Annotated in this window: 16 protein-coding genes; 5 read left to right on the forward strand and 11 right to left on the reverse strand. The window is 64.5% G+C overall.

Translation table 11 applies throughout. The features are described from left to right. The first annotated feature begins 324 nt into the window (after positions 1-324). Positions 325-732, forward strand: coding sequence for an Rrf2 family transcriptional regulator (locus tag GJ654_RS01680; RefSeq protein ID WP_196305393.1), 408 nt, complete (start codon positions 325-327; stop codon positions 730-732). Positions 733-735: 3 nt separating this feature from the next. On the opposite strand, the gene GJ654_RS01685 is transcribed toward GJ654_RS01680, so the two are convergent. Next, complete coding sequence (locus tag GJ654_RS01685; protein ID WP_210350793.1) at positions 736-1,203, reverse strand: RrF2 family transcriptional regulator; 468 nt, start codon at positions 1,201-1,203, stop codon at positions 736-738. Between the two features lie 469 nt (positions 1,204-1,672). On the opposite strand from GJ654_RS01685, the gene petA reads away from it, so the two are divergent. Both petA and GJ654_RS01695 read left to right on the forward strand, forming a co-directional pair. Continuing rightward, positions 1,673-2,200 (forward strand): ubiquinol-cytochrome c reductase iron-sulfur subunit, encoded by a 528-nt coding sequence (gene petA, locus GJ654_RS01690; RefSeq protein ID WP_155444351.1) that lies wholly within the window; start codon positions 1,673-1,675, stop codon positions 2,198-2,200. A gap of 38 nt (positions 2,201-2,238) precedes the next feature. Then, positions 2,239-2,667: a NifB/NifX family molybdenum-iron cluster-binding protein gene (locus tag GJ654_RS01695; RefSeq protein WP_155444352.1), complete on the forward strand. Its 429-nt coding sequence runs from the start codon at positions 2,239-2,241 to the stop codon at positions 2,665-2,667. Between the two features lie 235 nt (positions 2,668-2,902). On the opposite strand, the gene GJ654_RS01700 is transcribed toward GJ654_RS01695, so the two are convergent. Next, on the reverse strand, positions 2,903-4,042 hold the full coding sequence (locus GJ654_RS01700) for an amidohydrolase (protein ID WP_264586084.1): 1,140 nt from the start codon (positions 4,040-4,042) through the stop codon (positions 2,903-2,905). 199 nt (positions 4,043-4,241) lie between these two features. Between GJ654_RS01700 and GJ654_RS01705 the strand changes: the two genes are divergently transcribed. After that, positions 4,242-5,144 (forward strand): GNAT family N-acetyltransferase, encoded by a 903-nt coding sequence (locus tag GJ654_RS01705; protein WP_155444353.1) that lies wholly within the window; start codon positions 4,242-4,244, stop codon positions 5,142-5,144. A gap of 117 nt (positions 5,145-5,261) precedes the next feature. On the opposite strand, the gene phoB is transcribed toward GJ654_RS01705, so the two are convergent. The 6 genes from phoB to pstS all read right to left on the reverse strand — a co-directional run bounded on the left by phoB (position 5,262) and on the right by pstS (position 10,522). Next, a complete protein-coding gene (gene phoB, locus GJ654_RS01710) occupies positions 5,262-6,005 on the reverse strand; it encodes a phosphate regulon transcriptional regulator PhoB (RefSeq protein WP_155444354.1) in 744 nt (247 codons plus the stop codon). A gap of 13 nt (positions 6,006-6,018) precedes the next feature. Then, positions 6,019-6,720 (reverse strand): phosphate signaling complex protein PhoU, encoded by a 702-nt coding sequence (gene phoU / locus GJ654_RS01715; RefSeq protein WP_155444355.1) that lies wholly within the window; start codon positions 6,718-6,720, stop codon positions 6,019-6,021. Between the two features lie 9 nt (positions 6,721-6,729). Beyond that, positions 6,730-7,473: a phosphate ABC transporter ATP-binding protein PstB gene (pstB, locus tag GJ654_RS01720; RefSeq protein ID WP_246664545.1), complete on the reverse strand. Its 744-nt coding sequence runs from the start codon at positions 7,471-7,473 to the stop codon at positions 6,730-6,732. A gap of 101 nt (positions 7,474-7,574) precedes the next feature. Then, entirely contained in the window at positions 7,575-8,414 is an 840-nt protein-coding gene (pstA, locus tag GJ654_RS01725) for a phosphate ABC transporter permease PstA (RefSeq protein ID WP_155444357.1), read from the reverse strand. Position 8,415: 1 nt separating this feature from the next. After that, the gene (gene pstC / locus GJ654_RS01730; protein ID WP_155444358.1) at positions 8,416-9,402 is read right to left on the reverse strand and encodes a phosphate ABC transporter permease subunit PstC; all 987 of its coding nucleotides are present in this window, start codon (positions 9,400-9,402) and stop codon (positions 8,416-8,418) included. Positions 9,403-9,478: 76 nt separating this feature from the next. Continuing rightward, positions 9,479-10,522 carry a phosphate ABC transporter substrate-binding protein PstS gene (pstS, locus tag GJ654_RS01735; protein WP_155444359.1) on the reverse strand — a complete coding sequence of 348 codons (1,044 nt, stop codon included), beginning with the start codon at positions 10,520-10,522 and terminating at the stop codon, positions 9,479-9,481. Between the two features lie 665 nt (positions 10,523-11,187). Here pstS and GJ654_RS01740 point away from each other — a divergent pair. Next, positions 11,188-11,493, forward strand: coding sequence for a hypothetical protein (locus GJ654_RS01740; protein ID WP_155444360.1), 306 nt, complete (start codon positions 11,188-11,190; stop codon positions 11,491-11,493). A gap of 108 nt (positions 11,494-11,601) precedes the next feature. Here the strand turns inward: GJ654_RS01740 and GJ654_RS01745 are convergent, their stop codons facing one another. The 3 genes from GJ654_RS01745 to GJ654_RS01755 all read right to left on the reverse strand — a co-directional run bounded on the left by GJ654_RS01745 (position 11,602) and on the right by GJ654_RS01755 (position 17,374). Continuing rightward, positions 11,602-13,521: a methyl-accepting chemotaxis protein gene (locus tag GJ654_RS01745; protein ID WP_155444361.1), complete on the reverse strand. Its 1,920-nt coding sequence runs from the start codon at positions 13,519-13,521 to the stop codon at positions 11,602-11,604. A gap of 181 nt (positions 13,522-13,702) precedes the next feature. After that, a complete protein-coding gene (locus tag GJ654_RS01750) occupies positions 13,703-16,705 on the reverse strand; it encodes an autotransporter domain-containing protein (RefSeq protein ID WP_155444362.1) in 3,003 nt (1,000 codons plus the stop codon). Between the two features lie 150 nt (positions 16,706-16,855). Continuing rightward, positions 16,856-17,374 carry a CYTH domain-containing protein gene (locus tag GJ654_RS01755; protein ID WP_155444363.1) on the reverse strand — a complete coding sequence of 173 codons (519 nt, stop codon included), beginning with the start codon at positions 17,372-17,374 and terminating at the stop codon, positions 16,856-16,858. Position 17,375 lies beyond the last annotated feature (1 nt).

Below are 17,375 nucleotides of genomic sequence, written 5' to 3' on the forward strand. Positions count from 1 at the left end.
AGAAACACATTCGCAACGACAGATATTTTGGTTCGGTTTGCGATTTCGTGGAGAAGCACATTCTGTGACATTTCGTTGCATCCTGGCGTCACGAGTCCGTTGCCTGACGAACTTTCCGAGGATTTATGTCGATTATAAGTTTTGGAGCCGCGTCAGCTTTTGAGCGGCATCTCCCGCGAAACGTCGTCCTTCTGGCGCGCGCAAGACCCTTTTCCTTCGCGCGGCGCCCGCCGCGCAACAATTTGCGCATGGACTTTCGCGCGGACTTGCTGCACCAGACAAGTCCAAAATGTTGAGCCGCCAATGTCGCTTCAAAGGAGCATCATGCGACTGAACGCCGCGACCAATGGCGCCCTGCGCATCTTGATGTTCTGTCGCGAAGACAGGCCGCTGACCATGCCCGACATGACGCGAAAGCTCGGCCTGACCGAAGCTTTGGTGATCAAGACCTGCAACGAACTCATGCAGGCCGGCGTGCTCGTGGGGCAGCGCGGGCGCGGCGGCGGCTACCGGCTGGCCCGGCCGGCGTCCAGCATCGGCGCGCTGGAAATCATCGACCTGTTCGAGGCGAAACAGACCCTGTTTCCCTGTCATGTGGGCGAAACCGGCGAATGCCGCATCCTCCCGGTCTGCAAGCTGCGCCGCGCCTGCGAAAAGGCCCATGCGGCGTTTCGCGGCGCGTTGGAGATGCTGACCGTAGCCGACCTCGCGCTGGACACGGAACAGGCCTGAGCGTCACGCCGAAATCTTGGCCTCCCGGCAGGAGGGCGCCGTCAGCTCCAGAATTTTCAGGAGATCGTCGCCATTGCTGGCGACCTCTTCGAGCGTGATGGCGTCGAGCGTGTCGAGGAAGGCGACGGTCGCGCGTTGCAGCGCCGGGCGCAGCCGGCAGCGCGCGATCAGCGGGCAGGTGTTGGTCTCCTCGCGAAAACATTCCGCGAGATCAAACCCTTCCTCCGTCCTGCGCATGATCTCGCCGATCGAGATCGCGTTCGCGGGGCGCGCGAGCCGGAACCCGCCGCCATTGCCGCGCACGGTTTCGATATAGCCCCACGTTCCCAGCTGATGCACGCATTTGACCAGATGCGTTTTCGAGATGGCGAAGGCTGCCGCGAGTTCGCCGATGGTTGTCAGGGCCGGGAAGCGGACGGCGGCGATCATCAGCACGCGGAGCGTGTAATTGGAATAGCTGGTCAGTTTCACTTGGGACGCGCAGCAAGTCGGTTCATACGGTTTCCGCAAGATCGCTTCGCGATCCGCGAAAACGCTTTTACCGCGCGTTGCGCCCGATGGCCATCGGCGCGATCCGCGAAGGGTGTCATTTGAACTTCGTCATATCGTAAGAGATGTCATTTTCGCACGGCACTGTGGATGTTTTCAATTTAAACTCTGAAAAATAAGGATTTTTCAGGCGCTGGGGTAGATCGCAAGATATATCTTGCGATATCGGCTCGGACGGGCTATCAAAGTTATACGCAGTTTAGATGTTTGGCTATGGGCGCGCAAAATCACACACCGGGCGGTCCGGCCCGCGGACGAGGCCGAAAAGGTCGCCATTTCGCAGGCGCCGCCAGCCTCATGCGCAAAGCCGCCGCCAGCCTCATGCGCAAAGCCGCCGCCAGCCTCATGCGCAAAGCCGCCGCCAGCCTCATGCGCAAGACAGGAGAATGAAATGACAGCCATTCCCATGGAAGACCCGAACCGACGCGACATCCTGATGATCGCGACGGGCGCCGTCGCCGCGGTTGGCGCGGCCGCGACGGCCTGGCCGCTGATCGCGCAGATGAGCCCGACCGCCGCGACGGTGGCGGCCGGCGCGCCGCTGGTCGTCGACCTCAGCGCCATTCCTGTCGGCGGCTCGATCCAGGTGTTCTGGCGCGGCAAGCCGGTGTTCATCAATCACCGCTCCGAACAGGAGATCGCCGCCGCCCGCGCCGACGATGGCGTGATCGACCCGCAACCGGACGCCGAGCGTGTCAAAGCCGGCCACGAGCAATGGCTCGTCGTCAACGGGATCTGCACCCATCTCGGCTGCATCCCGGCCAATCACGAAGGGGATTATGGCGGCTGGTTCTGCCACTGCCACGGTTCGCAATACGACGGCTCCGGCCGCGTCCGCAAAGGTCCGGCGCCCAAGAACCTTGCGCTCGTTCCCTACGAATTCCTGTCGGACACCAAGCTCCAGATCGGCGCCGTTTGACGATCGGATTGATCACCTCGCAACTTGAAAGGACAGACATGCTCATCGCCGTCGCCAGCCAGAATTTCCGCACCGTCACCGGTCATGCGGGCAAGGCCACCCGCTTCATCGTCTTTAACGCCCAGACCGGCCAGCAGCCGCGCGACGTCATGCACCTCGATTTGACGAAGCAGCAGTCGATCCACGAATTCAAGGGCGAGGGCCGCCACCCTCTCGACGACGTTCAGGTCTTGATCGTGGGAAGCGCCGGCGCTGGCTTCATCGACCGCATGGCGGCGCGCGGCGTGAAAACCGTCGTGACGTCGGAAACCGATCCGGTGACCGCCGTCGACAACTACCTCGCCGGGACCTTGGCCGGGCCGGGGCCTCACGACCATGACGATTGCGGCCATGATCACGACCATGACCACGATCACGATCATGGCGCCGACGCCGGCGGCTGCTGCTGCGGCGCGGGCGGCCGCTGACGAAGCCAGGCGTTCGCGGGCCAGCGCTCTTCCGCCGCAATGCGGCGCCGAGGCTCGGACGGCGCCGCCTTTGCGACGGCAGCGAAAGCGCACAAGCGCGCAAGCTTTTTGCGGTGCGCCGGCGCCGTCCTGCTAGAGCGTTTTCGAGCGAAGTGGACGCCGGTTCGCGTGAAGAAAACGCGTAGAAACAAAAAACGAGAGCCCGTTCGGTGAATGGGAGTTCACCGAACGGGCTCTAAACGCCCAATCTGTCGCGAACAATATTGACGAAGATCGCAGCGCCCAGCGGCAGGATGGAATCGTCGAACGCATAGGCGGGATGATGGATCATCTCGCCGCCCTGGCCGAGCAGGAAATAGCAGCCGGGGCGCGCCTGCAGCATGGTGGCGAAATCCTCCGATCCCATCAGGGTCGGCATCTCCGTGATGACCTGCGCCCCCGCTGCGCGCGCCGCCCGCGCCAGCGCCTCGGTTGGCGCTTCGGCGTTGATGGTCGCGGGACAGCCCATGTCGATCTTGAACTCGATCGACAGGTCCTGCGCCGCGGCGACGCCGGCGCAAATCTCCCGGATGCGCCGGCCGATGGTCTCGCGCGCGGCGCTGCCGCCGGCGCGAGCGGTTCCGCGCAGCACGACGGACTCCGGGATGACGTTTGGACTCGTTCCACCAAAAATCATGCCGATGGTGACGACGCCGCTTTCGGTCGGGTCGAGCGAGCGGCTCACCACGGTCTGGAGATTTGTCACAAGCTGCGCGGCGGCGACGATGGGATCGGCGCCGAGATGGGGCAGCGCGGCATGGGCGCCCCGTCCTCGCACGAAAATGGTGAAATCGTCACAGGCCGCGAGGATCGCGCCGGTCCGGACGGCGACGACGCCTACGCCCAGGGTGGGGGCGTTATGCAATGCGTAGATTTCGTCACAGGGGAATTTTTCGAACAGGCCGGCAGCGATCATCTCTTCCGCGCCGTTCAGCGCTTCTTCGGCCGGCTGGAAAATGAAATGCACGGTCCCCTTGAAGTCAGGGGCGCGCGCGAGCGCCGTCGCCGCGCCGAGCAGGATCGCCATATGTCCGTCATGGCCGCAGGCGTGGAATACGCCGGGAGTTCGCGAACGGAAGGACACGGCGGCCTGTTCTTCGATGGGCAAAGCGTCAATCTCCGCGCGCAAGCCGATCGCGCCCGCGCCGTCGCGGCCGCGGAGCGTGCCGACGACGCCTGTTCCCGCCAATCCGGTCCGCACCTCCATGCCGAGCTTGGTGAGAATGCCCGCGATCTTGGCGGACGTGCGCACTTCCTGGCGCCCGAGTTCCGGGAAGCGATGGAGATCGTGACGCCAGTCCGTCATGGTTGCCGCAATGTCGTCCGGAATCAGCACGTCAATCTCCACGTCGCATGTCTCCATCAATAGGCTGGACTTCATCGAACCGCGTCTTGAATACGCATCGGCCAGGCTTTGGTTGCGCCCGTTCTCCAAGAGCAAGCTCCAAGAGCAAGCGGGAATTCCGGACCCGCCGACGTCACAAAAGCTTCGCCGCCGTGTGATCCTGTCGACAAGACAGAGACGGAGAACGATCATGTGGGGGATGGCGCCAGCAATCAGCCGCAAGCTCTTTGTCCGCGGGTTGCCGCTGCAAGCGTTTCGCAAGCATCGCGCCATTCCGGTTGCCCTCTCCGGCGCGCTCGCCCGCATCGGGTCGCTCGAAGTGCGCCTCGCGGCGACGCGCAAGGAGGTGCTCAAGGCGCAGCGCCTGCGGTTCAAGGTGTTCTTCGAAGAAGGCGGCGCGACCCCCGACGCCAAGGCGGCGTTGACGCGTCGCGACGCCGACAAGTTCGACGCCTTCTGCGACCATCTCATCGTCATCGACCATGAGGGCAAGAGCCGTCGCGGCAAGGTCAAGCCGACCGTGGTCGGCGCCTACCGTCTGCTGCGCAGCGATGTCGCGATGAAGAAGCACGGCTTTTATTCGGCCTCCGAATACGATCTGGCGCCGCTGCTTGCGCGCCATCCCGGCAAGAGATTTCTGGAACTCGGCCGCTCCTGCGTGCTCCAGCCGTATCGCGGCAAGAAAACCATCGAACTTTTGTGGCGCGGCATTCTGGCCTATATCCGCGCCTACGATATCGACGCGCTGATCGGCTGCGCCAGTTTCGAGGGCGCCAATCCGCTCGCGCACGCGGCTTCGTTGAGTTTCCTGAAGCACCACGCGGGCGCGTCCGACGCGTGGTGCGTGCGGGCGCGCCGCGACCTGCACGTGCCCATGGACATGCTGGACATCTCGGCCATCGACGCGCGCAGGGCGCTCGCCGCCCTCCCGCCGTTGATCAAGGGCTATTTGCGCGTCGGCGCGAAATTCGGCGACGGCGCCGTCGCGGACCACAAGTTCAACACCACGGATGTGTTCGTCGTCATGCCGGTGGCCGAAATGGACACGCGTTATCTCGAATTTTTCGGAAGTTCCTCCGATCGCGCGGCCTGACCAGGACGAGGTCGCCCGCCCGCGTCTCCACCGCTTCGTCCCGGCGAATGCGGCAGACGGCGCCGGCGAGCCCGCTCCGGCTGCGCGGCGAGCGCCTTCTGCGTGCGTGGAAAAGCTTCAGCGCTTTCCGTAGGTTTCATCGAAAGAATATCCCGCCCCGCGAACAGTGCGGATTGGATCGATTTCCTGGTCGGCGGTGAGCGCCTTTCGAAGGCGGCCGACATGCACATCAACCGTGCGCTCGTCGATATCGATGGAAATCCCCCAGACATTGTCGAGCAGTTGCGCGCGCGTAAACACGCGACCCGGCTTTTCCATCAGATATTCCAGCAGGCGAAACTCGGTCGGGCCGAGGTGCACCTCACGGGCCGCGCGCCTGACGCGACGCGTCTCCCGATTGAGTTCGAGGTCGCCGGCGACGAGCGTCGTCGCGACGCGTTCGGGCCGCGCCCGACGCAGCAGCGCCCGCACCCGGGCCATCATCTCCGGCACGGAAAACGGCTTGACCACATAATCGTCGGCGCCGACCGAAAGACCGCGCACGCGCTCGGCCTCCTCGCCGCGCGCGGTCAGCATGATCACCGGCAGGGTGCGGGTGGCTTCGCGCGCGCGCAGGCGGCGGCAGAGCTCCAGGCCCGAGACGCCCGGCAGCATCCAGTCGAGCAGCACGAGATCGGGGCAGGCTTCGTGCAGCCGCGCTTCCGCCTCGTCGCCGCGCTCGACCCGGTCCACCACAAAACCTTCGGCTTCGAGGTTATAGGCCAGCAGCAGCGCGAGCGCGGGTTCGTCCTCGACCACCAGGATGCGCGGCGCTCCGTTGGCGGTCGCGGCGCCCGGGAGTGTCGCGCGCGCCTCGTTCATGATCTCGCTCCGTTCATGCCGGACGGGCATATCCGACGCCGCGCGGCCGGTCGGCCGGCAAGACCTGGCCGGTCACGATGAAATACACGGTTTCGGCGATATTGGTGGTGTGGTCGCCGACCCTTTCGAGGTTCTTCGAGCAGAACAGCAGGTGCGTGCAGAACGTGATGCTGCGCGGGTCTTCCATCATGTGGGTGAGGAGTTCGCGGAACACGGCGTCCTCCAGCAGATCGAGCTCCACGTCGCGCAACCACACGGCGCGGGCGCGCTCGGGGTCGCGCTGGGCGTAGGCGTCGAGCACGTCGGTGAGTTGCGCCACGGCCAGGTCGTGCATGCCCCTCAAGCCGCCGAGCGGGCGGGGCACGCGGCCCTCGTTGGCGATCTTGCCCGTGCGCTTGGCGATATTCTTGGCGAGATCCCCGACGCGTTCGAGTTCGGTCGAAATGCGCAGCGCGCCGACGATTTCGCGCAGGTCGACCGCGACCGGCTGGCGGCGGGCGATGACCGAAACGGTTTCTTCTTCCACCGTGCGCTGCAGCGCATCGAGCCGCGCATCCGCGGCGAGCACCAGATCGGCCAGTTCGGCGTTCATGCCGCCCAAAGCCTCCATGGCGTCGGCGAGCATCTTTTCGGCGATGCCGCCCATTTCGGAAATGTGCCGGCCCAGCAGTTCGAGTTCGGCGTCGAAGGATTTGACGGTATGGGGTTCGACCATGGTTTCCTCCTAGCCGAAACGGCCGGTGATGTAGTCTTGCGTCCGCGGCTCTTTGGGCGCGGTGAAAATCTGGTCGGTCTCGCCGAACTCGACCATTTCGCCCAGATACATGAAGGCGGTGTGTTGAGAGACGCGCACCGCCTGCTGCATGTTGTGGGTGACGATCGCGATCGTGTAGTCCAGGCGCAATTCGTCGATCAGCTCCTCGATCTTGGCGGTCGAGATCGGGTCGAGCGCCGAGCAGGGCTCGTCGAACAGGATCACTTCCGGCTGAATCGCCACGGTGCGGGCGATGCACAGGCGCTGCTGCTGACCGCCCGAGAGCGACAGGCCGGAGGCGTTGAGCTTGTCCTTCACTTCGTCCCAGATCGCGGCGCCGCGCAGCGCCCTTTCGACGCGCTCGTCCATCTCAGTCTTGCTGAGCTTTTCGTAAAGACGCACGCCGAAGGCGATGTTCTCGTAAATTGTCATGGGGAACGGGGTCGGTTTTTGAAAGACCATGCCGACGCGGGCGCGAAGCGCGTTGAGGTCGAGCCTGGGATCGAGAACGTTCTCGCCGTCGAGGAGCACCTCGCCCTCGGCGCGTTGGCCCGGATAGAGGTCGTACATGCGGTTGAGCACGCGCAGCAGCGTGGACTTGCCGCAGCCCGAGGGGCCGATGAAGGCGGTGACGCGCCGGTCGTAGAGCGGCACATTCACCGATTTCAGCGCGCGGTTGTCGCCGTAGAAGAAATCGAGCTTGCGAATGGACATCTTTTCGCTCTTGGCGCCGGAGGCGAGCGCGGCATAGGCGCCGGCGTCCGCGACCAGAGGTCCGTCCGAGGGGACAGAATTCTCGTTCATCTACAGTCCCTTCACTTCGAGGTTTTTTGCGCGCCGAGGATGCGCGCGGTGATGGAGAGCGCGAGCACCGCGGCGGTGATCAGCAGGGCGCCCGCCCAGGCCAGGTTTTGCCAGTCCTTGTAAGGGGACATGGCGAACTGGAAGATCACCACGGGAAGGCTGGACATGGGCGCGTTGAGGTTGGTGCTCCAGAACTGGTTGTTCAGCGCGGTGAACAACAGCGGCGCGGTCTCGCCGGAGACGCGGGCCACCGCCAGCAGCAGGCCGGTGATCAGCCCGGCGCGCGCCGCCTTGTAGGCGACGTGGCGGATGATCAGCGAGCGCGGCAGGCCCAGCGCCGTCGCCGCCTCGCGCAGGCTCCCCGGCACCAGATTCAGCATGTCCTCGGTGGTGCGAACGACGACGGGAACCACCAGCAGCGACAAGGCGAGGGCGCCGGCGTAAGCCGAGAAATGTCCCATCTGCAAGACGGTGATTTCATAGACGAACAGGCCGATGACGATGGAGGGCGCCGACAGCAGAATGTCGTTGATGAAGCGCACCACCGCGGTGACTCTGGAATAGCGGCCATATTCCGCCATGTAGGTGCCGGCGAACAGGCCGAGCGGCGCGCCGATGGCCACGCCAAGGACGGTCATGATCAGCGAGCCGACAATGGCGTTGAGCAGACCGCCGGCGGCGCCGGGCGGCGGCGTCATCTGGGTGAACACGGCCAGATTCAGGCTCGAAAACCCGTTCCAAAGCAGGGCGCCGAGAATGATCGTCAGCGCCGCGATGCCGAGCGCGGCCGAGGCCACGCAGGCCGCCATGGCGAGGGAAGAGCGCAATTTGCGCGCGGTTGCGAGGGACATGTCAGCGTCCTTCCTGGCGCTTGATGCGGGCCAGCAGCAGCCGCGAGGCGGCCAGCACGAAGAAGGTGATGATGAACAGGACGAGGCCGAGCGCGATCAGCGACGACGTGTACATGGCGCCGTCGGCCTCGGTGAACTCGTTGGCGATGGTCGCGGAAATCGTCGTGCCGGGGCCGAGGATCGACGCATGGATCTTGTGGGCGTTGCCGATCACGAAGGTGACCGCCATGGTTTCGCCGAGCGCCCGGCCGAGCGCCAGCATCACGCCGCCGACCAGGCCGACGCCGGTGTAGGGCGCGACGATGGAGCGCATCACCTCCCATTTGGTGCAGCCGATCCCATAGGCCGCCTCCTTCAGAACCGGCGGCACGGTCTCGAACACGTCGCGCGAGATCGAGGCGATCAGCGGCAGGATCATGATGGCGAGAATGATCGAGGCCGTGGCGATGCCAATGCCGTAGGGCGGGCCGGCGAATAGGTCGTTCAGCACGGGAACGTCGGCGAAACCGGCGATCAGCCAGGGTTGGAGCGTCGCCTGCAGCACCGGCGCGAGAATGAACATGCCCCAGATGCCGTAGATGATCGAGGGGATGCCGGCGAGCAGTTCGATGGCGACGCCGATTGGGCGCCGCAGGACGTGGGGGCAAAGCTCGGTGAGGAAGACCGCGATGCCGAAGCCCATCGGCGCGGCGATCAGCAGCGCCAGGAATGAGGTGACCAGCGTGCCGTAGATGGCCGGCGCCGCGCCGAATTGCTCGGTGACCGGATTCCACGCCTGCGAGGTCAGGAAGGCAAAGCCAAATTGGCCCAGGGCCGGAGCGGAGCCGTGAATCAGGGAAACGATCACGCCGCCGAGCAGCAGGAGGACCGCGATGGCGGAGGATTTGGTGACGACATGGAACGCCACGTCGCCCAACTTGAAGCCTTTCAGGGCTCTGGCGCGCGCGCCCCCTGCCTTCACGTGATCGGACAAGACCGCTTCAGTCATGATCGCCCCTTTGTATCCTGCGGGACGCGCCGACCAGACGCGTCCCGGGTGTGGAGGAGGAGAGTCCCCCGGATTGTCAGTTGCCCTGGAACACCAGCTTGCCGTCGACGCCCTTGATCTCGGTCGCCCAGGTGGTGCGGATCATGCCGATGACATTGTCGGGCATCGGGATGTAGTCGAGGGCTTCCGCCTCCTTGGCGCCGTTCTTGAACGCCCAGTCGAAGAACTTGAGCGCTTCCCCGACAGCCGCCGTATCGGTCGGCTGCTTGTGCACCAGGATGAAGGTGGCGGCCGTGATCGGCCAGGATTTTTCGCCCGGCTGGTTGGTCAGGATCTGGTAATAGCCGGGGGCGTTGGCCCAGTCGGCGTTGGCGGCGGCGGCCTGGAAAGCGTCCATCGTCGGGGCGACGCGCTTGCCGTCCTTGTTGACGAGATCGGCGAAGGCGATTTTGTTCTGCTTGGCGAAGGCGTATTCGACGTAGCCGATCGAGCCCTTGGTGTTGGTGACCGTGTTGGCGACGCCTTCATTGCCCTTGGCGGCGAGGCCGACCGGCCATTCGACGGCGGCGTCGGAGCCGACCTTTGACTTCCAGTCCGCCGAAACTTTCGCCAGATAATCGGTGAAGTTGAAGGTGGTGCCGGAGCCGTCCGAACGGTGCACGACCGCGATCGGCGTGTCCGAGAGCTTCAGATTCGGGTTCAACTTGACGATGGCCGGATCGTTCCAGGTCTTGATCTCGCCCAGGAAAATCTTGGCCAGCGCCGTGCCGTCGAGCACGAGCTGCTCACTGGCGACGCCCTCGATGTTGATGATCGGCACGATGCCGCCCATCACCTGCGGCCACTGCACCAGGCCGTTCTTTTCAAGCTCCTCGGCCTTGAGCGGCTTGTCGGTCGCGCCGAAGGTGACGGTGTTGGCGATGATCTGCTTGATGCCGCCGCCGGAGCCGATCGACTGGTAGTTCAGGCCGTTGCCGGTCTGGGTTTTGTAGCTGTCCGCCCATTTGGCGTAGATCGGGTACGGAAAGGTGGCGCCGGCGCCGGAGATGTCGGCGGCGAGAGCCGGGGCGACGCCGATGATGGCGGCCACCAGCGTGGCGCGCAGGAACATTTTCGACATGCGAGACCTCTTGTGAGGTTTGTGATCCGCCAGGTCTCAAGCGGGACTCGCTTCAGACGTGCAGGCGTCCCTTCCTCTACGACGCCGATGCGAAGCTCACGTGACATGGACTGACGCCCGTCAATTCAGGGCGCCGCAAGTCCCTCAATGCCGCGAATGATCGTCATCTCTCGTTTCGACCGTATTTTTTGATCGCAGTAAGCGGGCCTGTGTTTTCATGTCAAAAATAAGCAATGCCATCATCGAATTGTCCATGAATGATCTGATGTGCATAAAATTCGCGATCACGCATTTTCACAGTTGAAATAAACAAGTTTCGCGAGCTTCGGAACACATTGAGAGTGCGATCATCGCATTGGTTGGTGTGAATCCGGATGATGAAAGCCGACAAAAATTGGCGTCTCAGATTCTGAAGCGCTCCCGTATCTTGGTCTTCAACTAACCTGATTTTAGACAAAAAGGTCGAGGACCAGGAGGCGCCAATGCGGCTCCTGTGCCGCCTCCGAATGTCGGCTCATGTTGTGACGCGGCTGGTCGGCGCCCGCAAATCCCTCGTAAAAAATAGCCCGGATTTGCTGAACGCCCACTGCCCAGATGCAGCGCTTGTGCTATATTCAAAAAGCCAGAAAGCACGAAAGCACGATATTCCGAGAAGGGCCTGATCCATGAAAGACAAGAAGACCGAGAAGAAAACGGCGACCGAGCCCGCGTCGCCCGTGACGGCGCCCGATCAGACCGGGAAGAGCGCCAAGACCAGCAAGGCCAAGTCCGAAAAATCGACGGGCAAGTCGGACAGCCTCGCCAAGGCGAAGGTCGAGAAGCCCAAGGATGCGAAGAAGGCGCTGAATTTCAAGGTTTCTTCGGAGTTCAGGCGCGAGTTCAAGACCTATGCTTCGGCCCATGATATGAAGCTGGGCAAGCTGCTGGAGGTCGCGTTCGAAAGCTATCGCAAGCAAAATGGCGGCGGCTGACACAAACAAGGCTTTGCGCCGCGAGGAGCCCTGAACGGCCCTCGCGGCGGAGCGGATCGCTTCATGGGCGAGGACGCCTCCACCCGGAGCCGCTCGTCTTTCCCGGTTTCACGCGGCCTTCGCGCCAGAAACATAATTGGCCACATTCTCGTGGAGTCGGGCGGCTTCCTGCTCCAGTTCGCCGACGACATTTCGCACCTCAAGCGTTTCGGTGCGCGACACGGCGATCGCCTGCGCCACTTGCGCGATGCTGATCGTCACTTCCTCCGAACTCGAAGCCGCCAGCTGAATATTGCTGGCGATCTCCCGGGTGGCGGCGCGCTGCTGTTCGATGACGCCCGCGATGGCGGTCGAGACGAGATTGACCTTCTCGATGGTGCCCTCGACGCCATTCATTGCGGCGATCACCCGGCCGGACGCTTCGGTCACCGCATGGATATGGCCGGCGATCTCCTCGGTCGCGCGCGCGGTCTGGCCCGCCAAAGTCTTGACCTCGGCGGCGACGACCGCGAAGCCCCGGCCGGCCTCACCCGCGCGCGCGGCCTCGATGGTGGCGTTGAGCGCCAACAAATTGGTCTGGGCGGCGATGTCGGTGATGAGACTGATGACGGCGCTGATCTTTTCCGACGCTTCGGACAAGTTTTCGACCATTGCCTGCGCCTGTCGCATGTCGCGCGAAGCGGCGGAGGTGATTTCGGAGGCTTCGATCACGCTGCCGGCGATGTCGGTGATCGAAGCCGCCAGTTCATCGGCCGAACTGGCGACGAGTTGGACGGTTTCGGACGCCTGCTGCGCGGCTCTGGCGATGGCCTCGGCCTGGCTGGCGGCGGCGTCGGTCTGGTCGGCGATGCGGCAGGCGCCGCCTTCGGTCTGCTTGATCTGGCGGCCGAGCGCGGCGATGGCGCCGTGCATGGCGTTTGTGAACGCGGCGTTGGCGTTTTCCCGGGCGCTCATATCCCTCAGCTCCTGCTCGTGCCGGGCTTTGGAGTCGCCTTGCGCCCGAACGGCCTGCGCGGCGGCGTCACGATAGCGTTGGGCGGCTATAGCCAACAGGCCGATCTCATCGCGGCTTCGGACCTCGGGAACGACGATGTCGAACCGGCCATTCTGTATGCTATCGAGCGCTTGGACGATGTTGATGATGGGCCGGGTGACGGAGCGAATCACCAGCAGCGCCGCGAGCAGTCCGAGCAGGGCGATGACCAGCGAAAAGGCCACGCGCGCGAACACCGCTGCGCGGAAGCCGGCGACGCGCGCCTCCAGCAGGCGCTGCATGGCGTCGTCGAGTTTGGGAAGCGCGGTCAGGATGCGGCTCTCCATATCCGGCGCGAGTTTCAGCACGGCGGCGAGGTCACGATCTTTCGCCGCCTGAACCAGTTTCGGCAGGAGCGCGGCGATGGGCTCCATGGTCGCGCCCATCTCCGCGCGCAGCCTCCCGTCGGCATTGCCGTTGACCGCCCGGGTCCAGTCGTTGGCGAAGCTGGCGGCGGCGGTGGTGAGGTTTTCGCGGGCCACGGCGAAAGCGATCGTCGCCTCTTCCGATTTGGCGCGTTGCAGAATCCGGGCTGCGGCGACAAGTCCATCCGAACGCTGAAGGATCGCCTGCGCCTGGTTGACCATGATATCGCCGACGAAATAGGCGTCCGTTTCAGGGTCGAGCGTGATGTTGGAATTGTCCGACGCCATGGTGATGGCTTCCGACAGTTTCGTCAGCGCCGCGTCGAATTGTCCGGACCTGAAGTCCGCCGCGATGGCCCGGCTTTGTTGCGTGAGCGCCAGCCGGCCCTGGTCGGCGTCCTCCGCCTTCAGAATCGCCGACGCCGAACCGGAGCTTTCCTCGGCCAGCGCCGAGGCGAAGCCCTGCTGCAAAGCGCGCAGATAGGCCACGCCCGCCATTTCCTTCCGCGTGGACTGGATCTGCGAATCCTTTTCGATCACAACGAAATAGAGCAGGGCGGCGATCGGGACGAGGAGGATCGCCAGCGCCGAAAGGAGCTTTTGCGACAAGGACAGGTTCTGCAATGACATGAGGCGATCCCGCGATGCGTTCAGGAGAACACAACCACAAGTAGCCCAGGCATCGTTAAAAAAGCCTGTGCGAAAGCGTTAACTGGTTGTCATAAAAGAGCTTTGTCGATCGCGTTGCGCGGGCCGCGGAAAAACGAAACCGCCGGCGCGAGGCCGGCGGCATCCTGGCAGGAGGTGACGCCTAGAAGGCGTAGCGCGCGCCGATCTGGCCGCCATAATAGGAGACCGAGGGGGCGAACTCGCCGGTGAACTTGGCGAACACCGAGAGCGGACCGCCGTTCGTCAGGTCCACGCCCGCCTTGACCTGGGCGAGATTGGCCGCCGCGCGCGGACCGGCCACGGTGAAGTCGGCGCCCGGCAGCGCGATCAACTGGCCGTTGACGTTGCGGTCGGTCGAGAACTCATGCACCCAGGCGAGGCTCAGCGACGGCACAGCGCTTATGCCGTTGCCTAGCGACGTGAAGCCGGTCAGCTTGAAGCCGAGGAACAACGGCGCGGAGAGCGTGGTCTGCGCTTTGGCCGAGAGCAGGAACGGGCTGGCGCCGCCGCTCGCGGTCGTTTCCGTGTAGGCGCTGCTCTGCAAGGACGCGATTTCGCCGGCGATGAACGGCGTGACCTGATAGTCCCACCAGTTGAAGGCGCGGCCGAATTCGAGCCGGGTGCGCGCTTCCCAGGAGCCGTAGGAGGCGTTGATCTGCTGGGTGGCGAGGCCGCCAAAACCGCTGACCCAGCGCTTGCCGTGGTTGTCGTTGACCGCAAAGGTCTCGGACCCCTCGACATAATAGCCGTTGGCGAAGAGGGCGGCGGTATAGAGGCCGGCGTTGAAGGTCGAGACGTCGCCGGAGGACGCCAGCGACGTGTTGTAGTGGGAGGAGCCGCCGCCGAGCGCGACGCCGAGCAGCCAGTTCGGCTGGATGAGGTAGTCGAGACCGGCGAGGCCGCCGTAGGTGGCGCCGGCATACGAGGGCCGTCCGCCATCGGCGCCGATATTGGCGCCGCCGCCGAGGAACGCGCCCCACATGCGCCAGTCGCGCGCCGGCGCGGGCGCCGGCCCCTTGACCACGATCGGACCCTTCTTCGGCTCGGCCGCATAGGACAGAACATGCGAGACGCCGGAGGTGTCGGGGCCGGAGCCCATCAGGCCGAACGCGGCCTGGTTGGAAATGGCGTCGGCGACGCCCGCGCCCTGCTGGAGCGCCGCGACAGTGGCGCCGGCGCGGCCCGCGCCGCCAAGGGCGTCGAAGGTCGAGCCGGTCGCGCCGCCGGTGATCAGGCTCTTGTAGAGGCCGCCGGCGTCGGTGAAGCCCGACGCATTGGCCGACGCGTCGATCGCCGAGGCGACCGCATTCTGGTTATGCGTCTGCGCGAGGCCCGCCATGTTGGAGGTCAGTTTCAGGTCGAGCTCGCTGTTCTTGACCGCGAGGCTGGCCTTTTCATAGGAGAGCACGGAGCCGGTGACGCCGACCGAAGAGCCCAGCGAAATGGCCTGCCCGGCGTCGGCCTGGACCAGCTTGTAGGTTCCCGGCAGCGCCAGGGTGTTGCCGAGGGCGACAGTGGCGCCGTTTTGCAGCGTGACCGCGCCGCTCTTCACCGTCAGCGCGGACTTGGTGTCGGTGGTCAGCGACGAACCGCTCTGATAGGTGAGGTTGCCGGCGATCACGCCCGCGCCGCCGAGCGCGCCGCCGCTCGCCACGGTGACGTCGGTCTTGACCGTGTCGGTCGAGGCCAGCGTCAGCGCGCCGGTGACGCCGGAGAAATAGCCGGCGGCGTCATAGAGGTTGATGCGGGTCCAGTAGCTCAGCGCCGTGCCGTAATAGGCGGCCAGCGCCTGGCTTTCGGTGTTGACGATGATGGTGTTGATCGTGTCCGTGGACAGGCTGCCGAGCAGGCCGCCGTTCGGCGCGATCGCCTTGGCCGCGGCGCTGTTGCCGCCATAGACCGTCGCCAGCAGGACCGAGGCGTCCGGGCCGCCGGTCGGGGCGGCTTCGCGCGGCGCAGCGGTGTAAGACAGCGTCGGCAGCCCATAAGTCTGGGTGTAGGCGACGAACGCCTTGTCGGTCGCGGCGGTGGCGAAGCGGCTGGAATCCTGGGCCGCGCAAGACGCGATCGTGGCGCCGCAGCCGGTCGCCAGCGCATTGCGCAGCTCCGCCTGCGCGGAGACGAAGGCCGCCTGGGCGTCGGAAACGCTGGCCTTTTCGCCGGCGGCGTAGCCGACGACGTTGCTATAGCCGTTGACCGTGAAACTCTGGTTCAGATAGGCCGAAGTGTTGTTCAGCATCTGCGCCATGTCGTAATAGGTCAGGGCGCGACCGCCGAGCACGTCCAGCGCGTAATGGGCGCCGAGCACGATGCGGCCGTTGCCATATTCGGCGCCGCGCGTGATCATCTCCTTGTAGCGCTCGGGAACCATCATGGCGAGCAGCAGCGATTCCGTATAGCCGTAGGTCGTATGGCCCGACGGCCAGGCCGGGCTGTTCTTCAGGTTCTGGACCTTGGTCAGGTAGTCCGAACTCGGCATGCTGTTGCCGAAGAAGTCCACGCCGTCGAAGATCGTGACCGACTTGAGCGTCTGGAACGGGCGCGAGTTGCCGTAGATGTCGGTCCCGTAGGCGCCCGTCACGCCATAGGCCTTGGTGAAAATGTCCGTCGTCCCGCCCACGGCGGTCATGTAGTCGGTCGCCGTCGCCGAAGTCGCGCCGCCGCTGGTGAGGGCGCCGTTGGCGAAGAAGTACTTGCCCATGCCCGAATCGGACTGGCTCAGGCTGTAGCTGTAAACGATGAAATTGGTCAGGGTCTTGGAAATGCCGGTGGCGGTCGCGACCACGCTGCCGCTCGGCGCCGTGTAGCTCGTCAGGGACTGGTAGGCGCCGCCGAGCTTGGTTCCCAGGCCATCGGCGAGCTGGTAGGCGTTCGGGCTGGTGATCGCCGCATCCTTCAGCGCCTGCTGCTGCGTCTGCGCGAACGAGGTCAGGAAGGGCTGGCCGGACGTTCCGGCATTGATCCCGCCGGTGACGTCATAGTTGGCCGTCAGCGTGGCCTGGCCGGCGCTGGTGTTCAGCAGCGTGCTGAACGGAACCAGCAGTTGCAGCGCGTTGAGGTTGGACGCCGTCTGCGCGGCGGCCGGAGAGACCGCCAGGCCGGCGGCGAGAATGAGAGCAAGGGAAGAAATATCAGCGCGACGCATGGAAAGCCCCGGTTCAAGCTGTTGTACCGGGACCGACCTTTATGGTCCGCACATACTGCCTTTACGACAATCTGGCTTTGTCAGGTCATTTCTAGGTTGTGTTGCGCTGCGACAACAGTCGCGCTCAAGCTTGAAGCAAAGCCTTCGGGTTCAGGCATGGGCGAGAAACGCCAAACCAAGAAGGTCCTCCACTGTCAGCGGGGCGGCGGAGGCCAGCGACAGCCGCATCATGTTCCGCTTGTGAAAACGCGCGTCGCCGGTGACTTCCGCGCCGACCCAGGGCGGCAGCGGAATGTGCTGGTCTTCGTGGTCCAGTTCGATTTCGGCCAGCGCGATTCCGGCCAGACGTTTTTCGTACACGTCCACCGTCCATTCGAAACCCTCGTGGATCACCCGGTGACGCAACTTCTGCGCGACCATGTCGCCGCACATGGTCGTCAGCATGAGCTCCGCGTCGGATCGCGAGATCGGGTACTCGAATTCGTGACGCGCCAGACCCGTGGCCGGGCTCTTGACCGTCAAGGAGGCGAAGGAGTCCGCGAGGCGAACGCGGACCTTCCCGCAGCCGGTTTCGGCGATGAGGCCGTCGCGGTAGCGCTCGACGTCCACGACCTCCGCGCGCCAGTCGTTGGTTCGCAGCAAGAATTTGCGTTCAATCTCAACGTTCATG

The sequence above is a fragment of the Rhodoblastus acidophilus genome (assembly GCF_009720655.1).
Lineage (GTDB): Bacteria > Pseudomonadota > Alphaproteobacteria > Rhizobiales > Beijerinckiaceae > Rhodoblastus > Rhodoblastus acidophilus_A.

Bases quoted from the DNA above. Each gene is read 5' to 3' on its own strand.
- GJ654_RS01680 (WP_196305393.1), top strand. From the start codon at position 325: ATGCGACTGAACGCCGCGACCAATGGCGCCCTGCGCATCTTGATGTTC.
- petA (WP_155444351.1), top strand. From the start codon at position 1,673: ATGACAGCCATTCCCATGGAAGACCCGAACCGACGCGACATCCTGATG.
- GJ654_RS01695 (WP_155444352.1), top strand. From the start codon at position 2,239: ATGCTCATCGCCGTCGCCAGCCAGAATTTCCGCACCGTCACCGGTCAT.
- GJ654_RS01705 (WP_155444353.1), top strand. From the start codon at position 4,242: ATGTGGGGGATGGCGCCAGCAATCAGCCGCAAGCTCTTTGTCCGCGGG.
- phoB (WP_155444354.1), bottom strand. From the start codon at position 6,005: ATGAACGAGGCGCGCGCGACACTCCCGGGCGCCGCGACCGCCAACGGA.
- phoU (WP_155444355.1), bottom strand. From the start codon at position 6,720: ATGGTCGAACCCCATACCGTCAAATCCTTCGACGCCGAACTCGAACTG.
- pstB (WP_246664545.1), bottom strand. From the start codon at position 7,473: ATGTCCATTCGCAAGCTCGATTTCTTCTACGGCGACAACCGCGCGCTG.
- pstA (WP_155444357.1), bottom strand. From the start codon at position 8,414: ATGTCCCTCGCAACCGCGCGCAAATTGCGCTCTTCCCTCGCCATGGCG.
- pstC (WP_155444358.1), bottom strand. From the start codon at position 9,402: ATGACTGAAGCGGTCTTGTCCGATCACGTGAAGGCAGGGGGCGCGCGC.
- pstS (WP_155444359.1), bottom strand. From the start codon at position 10,522: ATGTCGAAAATGTTCCTGCGCGCCACGCTGGTGGCCGCCATCATCGGC.
- GJ654_RS01740 (WP_155444360.1), top strand. From the start codon at position 11,188: ATGAAAGACAAGAAGACCGAGAAGAAAACGGCGACCGAGCCCGCGTCG.
- GJ654_RS01745 (WP_155444361.1), bottom strand. From the start codon at position 13,521: ATGTCATTGCAGAACCTGTCCTTGTCGCAAAAGCTCCTTTCGGCGCTG.
- GJ654_RS01750 (WP_155444362.1), bottom strand. From the start codon at position 16,705: ATGCGTCGCGCTGATATTTCTTCCCTTGCTCTCATTCTCGCCGCCGGC.
- GJ654_RS01755 (WP_155444363.1), bottom strand. From the start codon at position 17,374: ATGAACGTTGAGATTGAACGCAAATTCTTGCTGCGAACCAACGACTGG.